The sequence below is a fragment of the Pseudoalteromonas sp. TP27 genome (assembly GCF_056470645.1).
Genome location: NZ_JARDAK010000001.1, coordinates 497,240 through 514,705, shown reverse-complemented (window position 1 = coordinate 514,705; position 17,466 = coordinate 497,240). Strand labels below are relative to the sequence as shown.

Annotated in this window: 13 protein-coding genes and 1 pseudogene; 13 read left to right on the top strand and 1 reads right to left on the bottom strand. The window is 39.0% G+C overall.

Annotation, left to right across the window (positions count from 1 at the left end):
- The first annotated feature begins 661 nt into the window (after positions 1-661).
- The 5 genes from PX700_RS02270 (at position 662) to ihfA (ending at position 6,459) form a co-directional block, all read left to right on the top strand.
- The gene (locus PX700_RS02270) at positions 662-1,717 is read left to right on the top strand and encodes a DUF2066 domain-containing protein (protein WP_479519731.1); all 1,056 of its coding nucleotides are present in this window, start codon (positions 662-664) and stop codon (positions 1,715-1,717) included.
- Positions 1,717-2,427 carry a DnaA regulatory inactivator Hda gene (hda, locus tag PX700_RS02265; protein ID WP_479519739.1) on the top strand — a complete coding sequence of 237 codons (711 nt, stop codon included), beginning with the start codon at positions 1,717-1,719 and terminating at the stop codon, positions 2,425-2,427. Before PX700_RS02270 ends, hda begins: the two co-directional genes overlap by 1 nt.
- Positions 2,428-2,773: 346 nt before the next feature.
- Positions 2,774-3,754 (top strand): phenylalanine--tRNA ligase subunit alpha, encoded by a 981-nt coding sequence (gene pheS, locus PX700_RS02260; RefSeq protein WP_182734245.1) that lies wholly within the window; start codon positions 2,774-2,776, stop codon positions 3,752-3,754.
- A gap of 15 nt (positions 3,755-3,769) precedes the next feature.
- Complete coding sequence (gene pheT, locus PX700_RS02255; protein ID WP_479519730.1) at positions 3,770-6,157, top strand: phenylalanine--tRNA ligase subunit beta; 2,388 nt, start codon at positions 3,770-3,772, stop codon at positions 6,155-6,157.
- Positions 6,158-6,159: 2 nt separating this feature from the next.
- Entirely contained in the window at positions 6,160-6,459 is a 300-nt protein-coding gene (gene ihfA / locus PX700_RS02250; protein WP_077537572.1) for an integration host factor subunit alpha, read from the top strand.
- A 258-nt stretch (positions 6,460-6,717) separates the two neighbouring features.
- Here ihfA and PX700_RS02245 read toward each other — a convergent pair.
- Positions 6,718-7,204 (bottom strand): annotated as a pseudogene (locus PX700_RS02245) (DUF2989 domain-containing protein); the annotation flags it as partial.
- A gap of 173 nt (positions 7,205-7,377) precedes the next feature.
- Between PX700_RS02245 and PX700_RS02240 the strand changes: the two are divergent.
- The 8 genes from PX700_RS02240 (at position 7,378) to PX700_RS02205 (ending at position 17,439) form a co-directional block, all read left to right on the top strand.
- Positions 7,378-8,820 carry a glyceraldehyde-3-phosphate dehydrogenase gene (locus tag PX700_RS02240; protein WP_024593068.1) on the top strand — a complete coding sequence of 481 codons (1,443 nt, stop codon included), beginning with the start codon at positions 7,378-7,380 and terminating at the stop codon, positions 8,818-8,820.
- Between the two features lie 183 nt (positions 8,821-9,003).
- Positions 9,004-10,131, top strand: coding sequence for a M14 family metallopeptidase (locus PX700_RS02235; protein WP_010554015.1), 1,128 nt, complete (start codon positions 9,004-9,006; stop codon positions 10,129-10,131).
- Between the two features lie 376 nt (positions 10,132-10,507).
- Positions 10,508-12,010, top strand: a complete 1,503-nt coding sequence (locus tag PX700_RS02230) for an alanine/glycine:cation symporter family protein (protein ID WP_479519729.1) — start codon at positions 10,508-10,510, stop codon at positions 12,008-12,010.
- Positions 12,011-12,149: 139 nt separating this feature from the next.
- Positions 12,150-12,476, top strand: coding sequence for a hypothetical protein (locus PX700_RS02225; protein ID WP_024593065.1), 327 nt, complete (start codon positions 12,150-12,152; stop codon positions 12,474-12,476).
- Position 12,477: 1 nt separating this feature from the next.
- On the top strand, positions 12,478-12,759 hold the full coding sequence (locus PX700_RS02220) for a YeaC family protein (protein WP_007378333.1): 282 nt from the start codon (positions 12,478-12,480) through the stop codon (positions 12,757-12,759).
- Positions 12,749-15,430 carry a DUF349 domain-containing protein gene (locus PX700_RS02215; RefSeq protein ID WP_479519728.1) on the top strand — a complete coding sequence of 894 codons (2,682 nt, stop codon included), beginning with the start codon at positions 12,749-12,751 and terminating at the stop codon, positions 15,428-15,430. The genes PX700_RS02220 and PX700_RS02215 overlap by 11 nt, the downstream gene beginning before the upstream one ends.
- An 81-nt stretch (positions 15,431-15,511) precedes the next feature.
- Complete coding sequence (locus tag PX700_RS02210) at positions 15,512-16,066, top strand: YceB family lipoprotein (RefSeq protein ID WP_479519727.1); 555 nt, start codon at positions 15,512-15,514, stop codon at positions 16,064-16,066.
- A gap of 68 nt (positions 16,067-16,134) precedes the next feature.
- Positions 16,135-17,439, top strand: coding sequence for an ABC1 kinase family protein (locus PX700_RS02205; protein ID WP_479519726.1), 1,305 nt, complete (start codon positions 16,135-16,137; stop codon positions 17,437-17,439).
- The last annotated feature ends 27 nt before the right edge of the window (positions 17,440-17,466 follow it).

The window sequence follows — 17,466 nt, the reverse complement described above, 5'->3', positions numbered from 1 at the left end:
AGTAGGACATTACCAGGCTTCAAATTGTAGAAAGCCCGAATCTAACGATTCGGGATTTTTTACGTCTGTAGAAAAGTGAAATGCGCGCAATTAACACATACTCATATCGCGACACAAAGATAGTGTAGCATTTGCTATGTGGCTCTCTACCGCTGTGGGCACTACGACATTATCAGGCTTCAAATTGTAGAAACCCGTTACAGCAATGTAACGGGTTTTTTGCTGTCTGGGGTTTAGTAAATAGCCAAGAGCCCATGCCGAACTCAGTAGTGAAACAAAACAGCTCGAAGGCGAGCCCCCGCCAAAGATAGTGTAGCATTTGCTATGTGACTCTCTACCGCTGTGGGCACTACGACATTACCAGGCTTCAAATTTTAGAGAGCCCGAATCTAACGATTCGGGCTTTTTTATGTCTGCAGAAAAGTGAGATGCGCACAATTAATATACACTCGTCAACGCCCACCACGTAGGTCCGGCGAGCGTAGCGACTCCCGACGTTAAAAACACCTGAGAATTCTATAAACTAAATCGATAATTAACAATATATTTTAAAGTCTCTATTTCTAAATTTTTATAATAATACTGATAACAAATATAATTTTGCTTTGTTACTGGGTTTGATTTAGGATCAAATCAGTTTAAAACCAAGAACTAATAGCCTGTGTATAGATTATTAATTAGCGCCATATCCATTTTATTTTGTTTCTCTGCGTCGGCAGTTGAAGTAACTGATCTATATCAAGATATTTTAAAAGTGGATGATAAAACACGAGACACTCGATTAGCGGCGAGCCGTAAAGCTTTACTCAATGTTTTAGTGAAAGTAAGCGGTGATGAAACTGCGGATCAAAACAAACTAGCGCAGCAACGCACTAAAGATATTTCTGACTATATGCTTAAGTTTGAATATGACGAGAGAGCAAATGGACAATTGAAGCTCGTTGTTAAATTTGAAGCTCGGAAGATCAATGCGTTAATCAAAGAGTTAAACTTACCGTTGTGGGGGGTACAACGCCCATTAGTCGCAATATGGTTAGGTATTGAAGACAATTGGCGCAGAGAATTAGTAACACAAGAAAGTTATCCGCAGTTAGAACAGCTCATTTATGACAAAGCTGGACGCCGAGGTTTACCTGTCGTTGTGCCATTACTTGATTTACAAGATAGGCGTTTAGTAGGTATTCCTGAGGTGTGGGGTAACTTTTCAGAACCAGTAGAAGAGGCTTCTAGGCGCTACAGTGCTGAGCGAAGTATTACTGCAAGAATGTACAAAGAGGTGGATAGCGAAAATTGGATCTTAGATTGGCGTTTTACTAATGATGACCAATTTGATTCAAATAGATTAACGGGCGATAAGCAGCAAATAGTGAGCCAAATGATCGATACCCTAGCACGAGGTCTTGCAAGTGAGTACGCTATTGATCCAAATGCTTACTATGAACAAGCCGCGGCCACGCTAACATTAAAAGGCACGCAAAGTTTTGTTGATGTTGAATTAGCAAAACAAAGATTATTGAACTTAAGCGTTGTTACGCAAGTTAAAATTGTTCGTAAAACACCAGAATTTGTAGAATTTAAACTAAACCACACTGGTAATCTAAGTGATCTTAAAAAAGGGCTGGGGCTCGACTCCTCATTTAAAGATTATGAGGATCCACGCGCTTTTTATCATGTTGTTGATAAAAATAGCTTAGAGTATCAATGGATAACGCCATAATGCTAACTTCTGAGCCGATGCAAATGGCATTACCGGTTACCTTGCCGGATGACGAAACATTTGCATCGTACTTTGGTGGGGAAGATTCGTTAGAGGTTAACCATTTAAAAGATAGCTTTTCGAAGTTAGCTAAAAAGTTTCAGTATACTTATTTATGTGGGTTAGGTGATTCGGGTAAGTCTCACCTTTTGTATGCAACCTGCATTAAAGCACAAGAGCGTGGCCTATCTAATATGCTGCTGTCTATGCGCGAAGTAATTGACTTTGGACCTATGGTATTAGACGGTTTAGAAGCACTTGATGTTCTATGTATTGATGACGCGCATTTAGTTGCAGGAAATGATGCATGGGAAAAAGCACTATTTAACTTTTTTAACCGGTTTAACGAACCCGGAAAAATGTTAGTAGTAACTGCCGATTTACTTCCTAGCATGCTTAATATCTCGCTGCCTGACTTAGAGTCTCGCTTAACGTGGGGGACAACCTTTCAAATTCGTTCTATGAGTGACGACGATAAAGCACAAGCACTTGTTAAGCGCGCTCATATGCGCGGCCTTGAATTAAGTGATGAGTGTGCACGCTTTTTACTAACCCGTTTAAGTCGTGATATGCGTGCTTTATTAGATGTACTCGACAAATTAGATCATGCATCTATGGCAGCACAGCGAAAATTAACAATTCCTTTTATAAAATCAACGTTAAAGCTGTAGTAGGTCTAGAATCTAGACCCTGCTTTCAGTTATCATAAGCTATTATCAGAGCGTGTTTACCTTTCCTGATTGGAATTTGTTTTACTTAAGAGTGTTTTTAATCACGTCGCAAGGTTTGTAGCATAGTATTTGTATACAAAATCCGAGCAACAAAAAATAAGCCACCCACAGTAAAGCACTTCAGGCAGCATGTATTTGGTCTTTATTTAGCGTTACAGCATGATGATGTAGGAAACTACACCGCAGTGCTTAGCCTTGTTTAAGAACCAATAACACTGTTGTAAAGCAATCTTGAAAGGCCAACACGCTCTTAAGCAATCACCTTCTGTGAAAGATCAGGTATCGAATGAACTTAGAAAACATATTAGCGCAAGCACTTGAGGCGGTAGCCAGTGCCAGTGAAATAGCGCAGTTAGAAGATATCAGGGTTAACTACCTTGGTAAAAAAGGCGAAATCACTAGCTTACTTAAAACGTTAGGTAAAATAGCACCTGAAGAACGTAAAGAAGCAGGCCAAGTTATAAACCAAGCTAAACAAGATGTACAAGCTGCTATTAACGAAAAGCGTGAATTGCTAGCAGGTAAGGCACTTGAAGAAAAGCTAGCTGCTGAAACTATCGATGTAACACTACCAGGGCGTGTTATGCCAACTGGCGGTTTGCACCCAGTTACGCGCACTATTGAGCGTATAGAAAGCTTTTTCGGTGAGTTAGGTTTTGAAGTTAAATCTGGTCCAGAAATCGAAGATGATTTTCATAACTTTGATGCGCTAAATATTCCTGAGCATCATCCTGCTCGTGCTGACCACGATACGTTTTATTTCAATCCTAAATTAGTACTACGTACACAAACAAGTGGCGTGCAAATTCGTACTATGGAAACTGAGCAGCCACCACTGCGCATTATTTCACCTGGTCGTGTATACCGTAACGATTACGATCAAACACATACACCTATGTTCCATCAGGTTGAAGGTTTGATGGTTGATACCGATGTTAGCTTTACTGAGCTTAAGGGTATTTTGCATGATTTTTTACGTAACTTCTTTGAAGAAGATATGGAAATTCGTTTCCGTCCTTCATTCTTCCCGTTTACAGAACCTTCGGCTGAAGTAGATGTTATGGGTAAAGACGGTAAGTGGTTAGAAGTACTAGGCTGCGGCATGGTACATCCAAATGTACTTAAGTCTGTGGGCATTGACCCAGAAAAATACACCGGCTTTGCTTTTGGCATGGGTGTAGAGCGTTTAACTATGTTGCGCTATGGCGTAAACGATTTACGTGCATTTTTCGAAAATGACTTAAAATTCCTAAACCAGTTCCGTTAAGAGTGAAACAATAAAATGAAATTTAGTGAAAAGTGGTTAAGAGAGTGGGTTAATCCTGCTATTGATACGCAAGCTCTTTCGGAACAGCTTTCAATGGCTGGTCTAGAAGTTGATGGTGTAGAGCCTGCTGCTGCCAAATTTAATGGTGTAGTTGTGGGTGAAGTTGTTGAATGTGGACAACACCCTGATGCAGATAAACTGCGTGTTACCAAAATTAACGTAGGTGGCGATGAGCTACTTGATATCGTGTGTGGTGCACCAAATTGTCGTTTAGGTATTAAGGTTGCAGTTGCAACTGTAGGCGCTGTACTGCCTGGTGACTTTAAGATTAAAAAAGCCAAACTACGCGGTCAACCTTCAAACGGAATGCTATGCGCTTTTGTTGAGCTAGGTATTAGCGAAGAAGGCGACGGCATTATGGAATTGCCAAGCGATGCCCCAATTGGTACTGATTTACGTGACTACCTAGGTCTTGATGACAATATTATAGATGTTGATTTAACACCAAACCGTGGTGACTGTTTAGGTATTAAAGGCCTTGCACGTGAAGTCGGTGTTTTAAATAGTATTGACGTAAATGTATTAGATATCCCTGCGGTTACTCCAACTATTGATGACAAAGTATTAATTGAATTAGTTAACGAAGATGCATGTCCTCGTTACCTTGGTCGTGTGATCAAAGGCATTAACCTTGACGCAGAAACACCGCTTTGGATGGTTGAAAAGCTACGTCGCAGTGGCGTACGTTCAATCGACCCTGTAGTTGATGTTACTAACTATGTATTACTTGAACTTGGTCACCCAATGCACGCGTTTGATTTAAATGCGATTGAAGGTGGTATTAAAGTTCGTAGTGCAAACGCAGGTGAAGAACTTGTTTTACTAGACGGTAATACCGCTAAATTAAACGACACAACACTTGTGATAGCCGATCATAATAAAGCACTTGCAATTGCGGGTATTTTTGGTGGTGAGCAATCAGGTGTTACAGATAAAACATCTGATATATTACTTGAAAGCGCGTTCTTTAATCCTATAGCAATTGCAGGGCAAGCACGTAGCTACGGTTTACACACTGATGCTTCACACCGTTATGAACGCGGTGTTGATTTTGCTCTACAACATGATGCGATGGAACGTGCAACAGCACTTCTACTTGAGATTGTAGGTGGTCAAGCAGGTCCAGTTGTTGAAGCTGTAGCGGCTGATAAGTTACCAAAAGTGACTGAAGTACGTCTTCGTCGTGCGCGTTTAGACCGTGTTATTGGTCATCATATTGAAGATGCTAAAGTAACTGACATTCTTACGCGTTTAGGGCTTGATGTTAAAGTAGAAAATGAAAGCTGGAGTGCGGACGTACCAAGCTACCGTTTTGATATTCGCATCGAAGAAGATTTAATTGAAGAAGTAGCACGTGTTTACGGTTACAACAGTATTCCAAATGTTGCACCAACGGCAAAACTTAAAATGACCACGCATAACGAAGCAACTATTGCGCTTAGCAAATTTCGTAATACGCTAGTGACTCGTGGTTACCAAGAAGCAATTACATACAGTTTTGTAGACCCTAAAGCTCAAGCTATTTTACACCCAGAGTGTAAAGCAATGGTATTACCGCATCCTATTTCGATTGAAATGTCAGCAATGCGTGTAAGTTTAATGCCGGGTTTATTAGCATCTGTAGTGTATAACCAAAATCGCCAACAGCCTCGTATTCGTTTATTCGAACATGGGCTTAAGTTTATAAGCGACGAAAGTGCAGAAAATGGTGTTTACCAAGTACCGGTTATTGGTGGTGTTATTACGGGTCTTGTAAATGGTGAGCATTGGGTTGAAGAAAAACGGAATGTTGATTTTTACGACCTAAAAGGTGATGTTGAAGCTTTACTTGCTATTACCAATGACGTAACTCGTTTTGAAATTAAAGCAGAGCAGTCAGATGGACTTCACCCTGGTCAATCAGCAGTGATATATGTTGATGGCAAAAAGGTTGGTTTTTTTGGTGCTTTACACCCTCAAGCTCAAAAGTCGTTAGATATCAACAACGCAACTTTTGTTTTTGAAATTGAAATGTCAGCAATAGAAAAAAGAAATTTACCGCAAGCAGAAGGTGTGTCTAAATTCCCTTCAAATCGCCGCGACATCGCGATTTTAGTGGCAGACAGCGTTAAATCTGGTGACATTTTAAGCGTGATCGAAAAAGTTGGCGGAAATCAATTGGTTGACCTAAACTTATTCGATGTGTATAAGGGCAAAGGTATTGAGCCAAATTATAAGAGTTTGGCGATTGCTCTAACACTGCAAGCGGTTGATAGAACACTCGAAGAGAAAGATATCAATCTAGTAGTTGATAACGTGGTGGCCGAATTGGCCGAACAGTTTAATGCATCGTTGAGGGACTAGATATGGCGCTTACTAAAGCCGACATAGCTGAACACCTATTTGAAAAGCTCGGGATCAATAAAAAAGATGCCAAAGATTTAGTTGAAGCGTTTTTTGAAGAAATCCGCTCAGCGCTAGAAAAAGGCGAGCAGGTTAAGCTCTCTGGATTTGGTAACTTTGATCTTCGAGACAAAAAAGAAAGACCAGGCCGCAACCCGAAAACAGGCGAAGATATTCCTATTTCGGCACGTCGTGTGGTGACTTTTCGACCAGGTCAAAAGCTTAAAACCCGCGTAGAAGTGGGCACAAGCAAAGAAAAATAAAAAAAGGCAGCGTAAGCTGCCTTTTTATTTGCCCTGAATAACCTTGGTATAATACCAAACTGCATAAATCTTTGATCAATTTAACGAATTAAATTGCACTATAACGTCGTTAAAAGTTTTTTATTTACGACTGCATGGATGCAGGAGGTAGAGCAATGCAGGGAGCAATTGCCGAGAACAACTAGATACAAAAATTTTTGCCTAGTTCTAGCGTAATTTTCTTAACGTTAAATAGACCCCATATATAAGCAGATTGGTATAAGATGCTAGAAAAAACTGTATTTCGGCACTTTGCGTTACACTTTTGTCATTTTCTATAGCCAATAATTTTGTCAGTGCACTTTGGTCATTATTTCGTGACCATTGGTAGTAGAGTAAACCGGGATGGTTTGTATTTTGGGAATCTTGATATAACGGAGTCATTTCTTTAATGCTCGTTAATTGACCGTCAATACGTGACGTTTTTTAGCTTTTAACTTAATATGCTCTATTTTGGCAGCCACAGTTATACATTGGTTATAAAATTAAATTTCTTGAGTAATTGGTATTTATTTTCATCAGTAGGGTCTTTGTATTCTATGTAACGTTTAATAATTACATCAGCGCGTTCATCCTTGCAGTGACTGTCTTTGTTTAAGTCGCTACAAAAACCAGGTGTTTCTTTACACACTTTTGCGAGTGTCAACGTCTCTTCACACCCTGACAACGTAAGCAAACCCAATAGTACACTTGCTTTTTTAAGCATTCCTTAACGCCAAATGTATAGCTACCTTATTATTCTAACGCAATCATTTAACGCCTAACAGTAGAGAATAACTTCAGATTAAATTAGAATAGCCCTGCCGAAGTGCATTACTCTCAAAATATAGTGCATTTTTAAAGGCTATCCGTTCAAAATGATAAACTTAGGTAAATAAAATGACCTCATCTCACGAGTTAGAATACACAAATAGTTGGCAAGAGCGCCAAGATTACGCAGAAAGCATGCAACCAATCATTGGTAAGCTTTACCGTAATCGTGGTATTGAAATCGCTGTATATGGCCGTCCTCTCGTAAATGCCAGTACTATCGATATTATCAAATCTCACAAAACCGTTGCTCAGTTTGAAGGCACTAAATTACGTTTACGCGAAAGCTTCCCATTTTTAGAAGCTATCAGCAAAATGGAATTAAACTCTGCACGCATTGATATTGGTAAACTTGCATACAGCTATTTATTTACAGAAGCAGCTAAAGGCCGCTCAGTAGAAGAATTTGTAAAAGATGAACTTGCAGAAATAGCTGACTTACCAGCGAAAGAACCACGCGATGTTGTATTGTATGGTTTTGGTCGTATTGGTCGTTTACTAGCGCGTTTATTAATTGAAAAATCAGGTCCATATGCAGATTTACGTTTGCGCGCTATTGTTGTGCGTGGCGGTAAAGATGGCGACCTAGAAAAGCGTGCTAGCTTACTGCGTCGTGATTCAATTCATGGTCCGTTCAATGGTTCAATCACTATTGATAAAGAGCGTAATGCAATTAAAGCTAACGGTAGCTACATTCAAGTTATTTACGCCAACTCTCCTAGCGAAGTTGATTACACTCAATACGGTATCGACAATGCATTAATTGTTGATAACACCGGTATTTGGAAAGACGAAGCGGGCCTTGGCCAGCATCTAGAGTGTAAAGGCGCTGCAAAAGTATTATTAACAGCTCCTGCAAAAGGTAATATCAAAAACATCGTATATGGTGTTAACAACAAAGATATTTTACCTGAAGATAAAATTGTTTGTGCAGCAAGCTGTACAACTAATGCAATTACACCAACGCTTAAAGCATTAAACGATAAGTTTGGTATTAATAATGGTCATGTTGAAACTGTACACTCGTACACGAACGATCAAAACCTTATTGATAACTACCACAAAGCAGAGCGTCGTGGCCGTGCCGCAGCACTTAATATGGTAATCACTGAGACAGGGGCTGCAAAAGCGGTTTCAAAAGCATTACCAGAGCTTGAAGGCAAATTAACAGGTAACGCAATCCGCGTACCTACACCTAATGTGTCGCTCGCTATTTTGAACCTTAATTTAGCAACAAGCACATCAGTTGAAGAGCTAAACGCATTTTTACGCGATACAGCACTTCATTCAGACTTACGTGACCAAATTGATTACACCGCATCAACGGAAATTGTATCTACCGATTTAGTAGGTAGCCGTTACGCAGGTGTTGTTGATTCACAAGCAACGATTGTTGAAGATAACCGTATTGTTTTATATGTATGGTACGACAATGAGTTTGGTTACAGCTGCCAAGTAGTTCGTTGTATGCGCGATATGGCCGAAGTGTCATTCCCAAGCTTACCTCGCTAATTTATTTGCAGTGACTTAAAAGCCAGCATGTTGCTGGCTTTTTTGGTCGTGTATTATTTTTAAAGCGTATCCCTTGTGATAGGCTTTAATTAAGAAAATGCACATTCGTTTTATTATTTACAAAATAATGTCAGTTCTGTGAATTAATAAGCAGATAAACTTATCCAACCTAAAGGTTTTTTCATGAAAATCAGCAGCAATTTCGACAGTGGTAATATCAAAGTTATTGAAGCCACCGATCCTTTAAATATTCAATTAGAAATTAATAAAGATCACCAGTCTGAATTTTATCAGTGGTTTCACTTTCGTCTTGAAACAACACCTTACCAATTGCATAAGTTAAATATTAATGAGCTTGATAAATCAGCTTACCCAGATGGTTGGGAAGGGTATCAAGCTGTTGCATCATATGACCGTCAAACATGGTTTCGTGTACCATCAAGCTATGAAAATGGCACATTAAGCTTTGAAATTGAACCAGAGTGCGGCAGCGTATATTTTGCTTACTTTGCACCATACAGTTACGACCGCCATTTAGATTTATTGTCTTGGGCACAAAGCCAAGGCGCTTGCCAACTAATAACGCTTGGTGAAACACTAGATGGCCGCGATATGAGTGTGCTTAAAATTGGTGAGCCAAGTGAAGATAAGAAAAACATCTGGATCACAGCACGTCAACATCCAGGTGAAACAATGGCGCAGTGGTATGTAGAAGGGCTATTGCACAAATTACTTGATGACGAAGACCCACATGCAGCTGCATTATTGTCAAAAGCAGTATTTTACGTTGTACCAAATATGAACCCTGACGGCAGCGCACGCGGACATTTGCGTACTAACGCTAAAGGCGTTAACTTAAATCGTGAATGGCAAACACCAAGCATGGAAAATAGCCCTGAAGTTTACTTAGTGCTTAATAAAATGCGTGAAGCTGGCCTAGATATGCACCTTGATATACACGGTGATGAAGCTATCCCGTATAACTTTGTTGCAGGCAGTGAAGGTATTCCAAGTTACGATGCACGCCTTAAAGGCCTAGAAGATAGCTTTAAAGCAGCGCTTTTAACTATTACTCCAGAGTTTCAAGATGAACATGGCTATCCAAAAGATGAGCCAGGCCAAGCTAACCTTACAGTAGGTTCATCAGCTACTGCTGAAGAATTTAAAGCATTAACGTACACAATTGAAATGCCATTTAAAGATAACAACGATTTACCTGATCCAGATTATGGTTGGTCAGACCGTCGTTCATATCAATTTGGTCAAGATACATTAGCGGCAATTGTTAATGTTGTTGATAATTTAAGATAAAACGTTTATTTGAAGGGTATCAATAGTTTTGATGCCCTTTTTGCTTTTAGTAAAACCCCTTTTACAAAAAATAATAATCATATAGCAACTTCATTCCAAAACGTTTTTAACGTTTCTTCGCGGCGTATCATCACCGTATCGGTACAAATCAATCTACTTTCCTTTAAATACTGCTGATGTAGTGCCTTGCGATAGCTACGTTATTAGATATTTTGAAAATTAAGTGTTAACAAAGTTGGGGTACTTAAGTTAAGATTAATTAAATAATGAGTCGGGACGGGAAAGGTAAAACCTTATTTCGTGAAACTTATGTTGCGTAGTAGCTAAAGCAGAGTCTCGTAATTAAAAATAATAAATATAACTATAGAGGATATCCATGGAAGCTTTTGTAAGCGCTGTTAATGATGTTGTTTGGAGTAATGCACTCATCTATTTATGCCTAGGCGCAGGCTTGTTTTATTCAGTGTTAACTCGATTTGCTCAAGTTAGACATTTTAAAGAAATGTGTAAGCTATTATTCAGTCCTAACACGTCTGATAAAGGTATCTCATCTTTTCAAGCTCTTGCAGTATCGTTATCTGGACGAGTAGGTGTTGGTAATATTGCTGGTGTTGCAGCAGCTATCGGTTTTGGTGGTCCAGGTGCTATTTTTTGGATGTGGGTTGTTGCTTTTCTAGGAGCAAGTACCGCATATGCAGAATCTACTTTAGGCCAAATTTATAAAACAGAAGAAAACGGGCAATACCGTGGTGGCCCAGCATATTATTTTGACCGTTGTTTAGGGCAAAAATGGCTAGCTGTTTTATTTGCTGTTTCGGCAATTATTGCTTGTGGTGTTTTTCTGCCCGGCGTACAAGCAAATGCAGTAGGTAATGCGTTTACCCAAGTGTTTGGCGATGGCAATATGGTCACTACTAGCTTTGGTGACATAGGCAGCTTTAAGTTAGTTGCACTGGCAATTATACTTATTGTTTTAGCATTTATTATTTTTGGCGGTATAAAGCGTATTGCTAACTTTACGCAAATTGTAGTGCCATTTATGGCGCTTGGTTACATAGTATTGGCACTAATCGTTGTATTTTTAAACTTAGATAAAGTGGGCGATATATTTTATTTAATTATTAGTGATGCATTTACTGCGCAGGCCGGTTTTGGTGCTGCTATTGGTTGGGGCGTCAAACGTGGTATATATTCTAATGAAGCAGGCCAAGGTACTGGGCCTCATGCAGCAGCTGCTGCAGAAGTAGACCACCCTGCTCAACAGGGGTTAGTACAAGCCTTTTCTGTTTATGTTGATACTCTTTTTGTATGTACAGCAACAGCGTTGATGATTTTAATAACGCAGCAATACAATGTTGTGGGTGAGTTACCAGCAGGGCAGTTTATTGTACAAAATGTTGATGCAGCCACTGAAGTAGGCTCAGCAGCCTTTACTCAAATGGCTTTATTTAGTGTATTTGGCAGTTTTGGACAAGCATTTGTGGGTATTGCATTGTTCTTCTTTGCCTTTACTACAATACTTGCCTATTACTTTATTGCAGAAACTAACATTGCTTACTTAAATCGTTATTTTAAAGGCAGTATTCCGCTTGTTATCGTGAAATTTGTGATTATGTTTATGGTTGCATACGGCATGGTCAACAATTCAGGTTATATTTGGACTATTGGTGATATTGGCGTTGGCTTAATGGCTTGGATTAACATATTAGGTATTTTAGCTATTTTCTTCGTAGCTAAGCCTGCTTTATTATGTTTAAGTGATTATGAAGAACAGAAGAAAAAGGGCGGAAAAATCATATTTGACCCAGTTAAATTAGGTATTAAAAATGCCACTTTTTGGGAAAAACGCCTAGCAAAACAATCAAAAGACGCTGAGTAATTAAACTTAGTGAGTAACTTGGATGTTTATCGTTTCTAAATCACTTATTGGTTTAAATTCAAAAAAGACAACGAGAAATAAAACAAGTACAATAAAGGCGCCGAAAGGCGCTTTTTTTATGCGTAGTATGGAGAGAAGTATGGCGATTATTCGTTGCCCAAAATGTGCAAAATCAATTTCAGATAAACATAAACAATGTCCGCATTGCGAAAGTAACATTGCAGAGCTAAACGACGAGCAAGTTTTACAGCTTCAACGCGAACAGCGAATTAAAAAAAAGCAGATGTTTCTAAATCACTCCTTTTTGGCGCTTATCTTATTTTTAGGTGGTTTTTTCTGTTTGTACTTTTTACAACCGCAAGAAGAAACGCTTCAGTGGTATGCTTATACTGCCGCAATTGGCGTAGGTTGTATTTGGTATATTATAAACCGTATTATTTTAGTGACTCTAAAAAAGAAAAAATGACATGAATATCGACAATCTTGTACAAAATATTACTCCCGAATTATTCGAACGCTTACAATACGGTGCTTCTACTGGCAAATGGCCAGACGGCACCGTTTTATCAGATGAGCAAAAGCAACAAACAGTGCAGTTGGTTATGTTGTATCAAGCAAAGGTGGCTCAATCTAATGAGCAATTTACGATTGGTGCTAATGGTGAAATGATCCAAAAGACAAAAGCTCAACTACAAAAAGAATTCAAATCAGACAACGAAATAGCTAGGTTTAGTGAACATGATCTTTAAGCACCTTTTTACACCGAAGTGGAAACACCCTAAGCAACAAGTACGTCTTGATGCTATCGAAAAATTAGACATTGAACGTGATGCAACCATATTAAACACGTTAGCACTTGAAGATAGCTCCGCTGAAATACGCCGCAAAGCACTACAAAAAGTAAACGATTTACCACTTTGGTGGAAAGCGTATAAACAAGATCAGGCATTAAAAGATATAGCAGAGCTGCAAATATCAAATGCTGTTTTAAATAGCGAAAGTGCACTAACACCGCAAATTAAAAATGAATACATTGAGCGCTTTGCGCCAGTAAAAACACTTGAAAAGTTAGCATTTGCAGAAAAAGAGCTGCAAGTACGCGTTAAATTATTAAAACGTTTAGCAAATCCAAAACTAGTAGAAAAAGCATTTAAAGAAGGTAGCGAAGAGCTACAAACTCAATTAGTTGAACTTGTTATTACTCATCAATTAATTAAGCCATTAGTAAAACATGCGAAGGGTGGAGCAAAAGCAGCACTTGAAACGCATATTGAAAATGAACGTCTAGCAATAGAAAAGCCACTTGAAGTAGAGGGTGCAACACGTATTATTTTAGCGAAGTTAAATGCTTTGCGTGAAAAAACAGAATTTGGTGTTGTTAATCCACAAGCAGGCGAGCTAATGGCTCAATGGCAAGCACTTGAGTTTAAATGGTTAAGTGATGACCGTGTTAAGCTGCTTGGTGAAAAATATACTTCGATTACCACTAAGTTAAATGCACATATTGAGCAGTTAAAAGCAGTACACGACAAAGAGCAGCAACAATTAGCACAACAGCAGCGCCAATTGCTAGCCCTTGCAACGCTTGAAGCGTTAAGCGAAGAAATTGAAAATGCCTTACAACTTGGTCTTGAAACGCCAGAGCAAATTCAACAAGATTGGCTTGATGCAAAAGTAGCGCAAGCTAAGCACGCTATTAGCGAAACAGAGCTTGCTAATAACACGCAATCAAAACTTGCTGTAAGTAAGTTAGAAAAGTTATTTACTCAAGTTGCTAAGCTACCTGAGCTAACCGCTGCCATTAAAGAGTACAAGCTCGCTTTTGCAGCATTGTGTGAAATTAAACCAGCAGAAGACTTAACCCAGTACGATGCTACTTTAACTGAGTTTAACAATGGCTTTAAAGCAGCGCGTAATCATTTAAATATATTAGATGGCGCACTGCAAAGTACGTTTAAAACACAGCTAAGCGCGCATAAAAAGCAATTTTTAGCACCAATGAATGAACTCGTTAAGCCGCTTGAAAAAAACCAAAGCCAAGCAAAACGCAAAGCACGTGATGTTAAACGCCTAATTGAAGAAGGCCGTTTTAACGTTGCTTTTGGCGTATTTAAAGGGTTTGAAGAATTATTTAATACCCTTACTGAACAATACCAACAGCCGCTTGTAAATATAAAAGCAGAGCTTGAAGCGCAACTTGCAGATGCTAAAGATTGGCAAAAATACGCTGCTGCACCAAAGCGTGAAGCCTTATTAGAAGAAGTAAGCGCATTAGTAAGTGAAGAGTGTACTGACCCACAACAACGTGCTGAGCAGGTAAAAGCACTACGTAAACGTTGGAATGAGCTAGGTCGTTTAGATACAGACGAAGAGAAGCAACAAGGCATTCAGTTTGATGAAAAAATTGAGCTGTTATTTGCACCTTGTCGTAGTTACTTTGCAGAGCAAGAAGTACAACGCGAAGCATCTAAAGCACAACGCGAAAGTATTATTAGCGATATGCATGCACTTCATTTACAGCCTACGGCTGAGGATGACTTTGATTGGAAGCAATATGAAAGCCAATACAATCGTTTGAACAAAGCGTGGCGCAGTGTAGGTAAAGTTGATCCAAAAACATACCGTACATTAAACGATCGTTATAAAAATGAACAACAGCAAGTGCTGGCTTTATTAAACGCATTTCATAAAAGTAATGCTGCACTTAAAAATGAGTTAGTAGAAAAAGCAGAGCAGTTGTCACAAAGTGATGATTTAGCCGCTGCATGCCAAGAGTTGAAGCAAATGCAGCAACAATGGCAAACGATTGGTTTTGCAGGCTTGAAAGCTGAAAATGCGTTATGGCAAAAGTTTCGTCAGTTTAACGATGAAACATTTACTAAGCGTAGTAGTGAGTTTGAACAGCAAAAACTTGAGCAAAACGAGTCGGATAAACAAACCGTTGCAGAACTTACTGAGCTTGAAGCAGCACTTAGCGATGTAAATCAAAGAGCGCAGCTACACGACCTAGAAACAAAAGTGAAAGGGTACACGCAATTTAGATCGTTAGCGCCAAAAGTGACTAAGCTACTAGCGGCCATTGACGATAAACTTGCATTGCTTACAAGCAAATCAGAGCAAGCTAATCTAGATGCGTTAATTACAGCACTTGAGAACAATGAAGCGCTACCAAGTCAGTACCAAGCACCGCTTAAAACAACATTAAATACTGAACAGCTTATTACGCGTATGGAAATACTAGCGAACGTAAGTTCAACTGATAAGTCACTTAGAATGGCAGAACAAGTAGCCATGTTAGATGACAAACATCGTGGCGAACATGCTGATTTAAACTATTATTTAAAACAGTTATTAGCGCTCAGTGACGGTTCAGTTGAACCTGACACACTAATGCGACTTAAAGCGATACTTGCAGCTTAATATATACTGGTTAGTATTTTAATAAGCCGCTTTAATAGCGGCTTTTTTATGTATCACTAATTTATAAACAAAAGGGTTCTCATGAGAATTTTAGTTATTATTGTAGCGTTATTTTTAACTGCCTGTAATACCACGCAAGGCATATCAGTATATTCATTTACTAACTCTGAGGTTGAGTCTGTACTTAGTAAGCAATTACCAAAACTAAGTGAAGAAGTGAGCTTAATGGGCTTACCAGTTCAGTTTGATGTAAATGATTTGAGCGTAAACATTGGTCCAGAAAATCGTGATGTGGTTGTACTTGGTGCTGACACAAGCGCAGAAATTAACGCTTTTGCATTAAAATACCCAGTACGTTTACAGCTTCAAATTGAAGGCAGCCCATTTTACGACAGTGAGAAAAAAGCAGTGTTTTTACGTAATATTAAGTTACTTGATTCGAGTGTAGATGCCGGTGGTTTTAGCGGTAATTTAGGCGCACTTGATAGCCAAGCAATGGAAGTAATTAATGCTTTTTTAGCGGTTAACCCTGTTTATACTCTAAATATGGATGACCCTAAAATAATGCTACTTAGTAAACTTCCACTTGATATGAAAATAAGCGAAGGTGCAATTAAGCTAGTACCTCGTCTATAAGTAGATCGACCTACTTACAATATACGTATTAATTAGCCTGACTTTCAGGCTAATTAGGTTTTAATATTATGGCAGCTCCTCGAACTGTTCCCACCTCTCGACTTTCTCGGTTTGCAAAATTAGGCTCACTCGCAACAGGTGTTGCAACCAACATGCTAGTTGATGGTGCTAAAAGCGCATTAACGGGCAAAGGTTGGGATAACAAAAGTTTATTACTACAACCTAAAAACATTGAAAAGCTCGCCATACAGTTATCACATTTACGTGGTGCGGCAATGAAGCTTGGGCAATTACTCTCAATGGATGCCGGTGACTTACTCAGTCCTGAATTAGCCCAATTACTTGCTTTACTGCGCTCAGACGCGAATCCAATGCCTCATAAGCAGCTTGTTGAAGTGTTAAAAGAGCAATGGGGAGATGACTGGCTAGCGCGTTTTTCTCATATTGAATTAAGACCTTTTGCTGCCGCTTCTATTGGGCAGGTTCATTTAGCTTATAAGGAGAATGGTGAGCAACTGGCTGTTAAAATTCAATATCCTGGTATTGCAAAAAGTGTAGTAAGTGATGTCGATAACGTTATTTCTTTATTAACGATTTCTCGATTATTGCCAAAAGATCTTAATATTAAACCGCTTATTAGTGAAGCCAAAGCTCAGTTATTGGCAGAAGCTGATTATACGAGAGAAGCGCAATATTTAATACGTTATAAAAATGCACTAGTAACTAATCCCCATTTTAAAGTGCCTAATGTATATCCAGAGCACAGCACGCAGCAAGTGCTTACCATGGAATATATAAAGGCCGAGCCAATTGAGAGTATTACAGAGCTACCTAATAACCAAAAAAGCTTTGTTGCAGCACAGCTAATTGATTTGTTTTTTAAAGAAATGTTTGAATTTAAATTAATTCAAACCGACCCTAACTTTGCCAACTTTCATTATCAGCTTGATACACAAAAAATTGTCTTATTTGATTTTGGTGCAACCCGAGAAATATCAATGCAGCTTAGCCACGCTTATTTAGCCTTATTTAAAGCAGGTAGTGAAAACAACCGAGAAGGCGTACTTAAAGCGGCTTCACACATTGGTTATTTTAAAAATGACCTAGTGGATGATTATAAAAATAACGTTATCGATTTATTTTTAATGGCATGCGAGCCGCTAAGGGTAAATGGCGAATTTGATTTTAAAAACAGCGAACTAGCGCTCAAAATTAAAAATGCAGGGCTTGCCCTCAGTGCGCAGTCACAGCAATGGCATACGCCACCGGTTGACGCTTTATTCATTCATCGAAAGCTGGCTGGGCTTTATTTAATAGCTGCGCGATTAGGTTCAAAAGTAGATGTAAAAACACTGTTTAAGCATTATTTATAGCGTTTTAATTAGCACTTAAGTGCATTT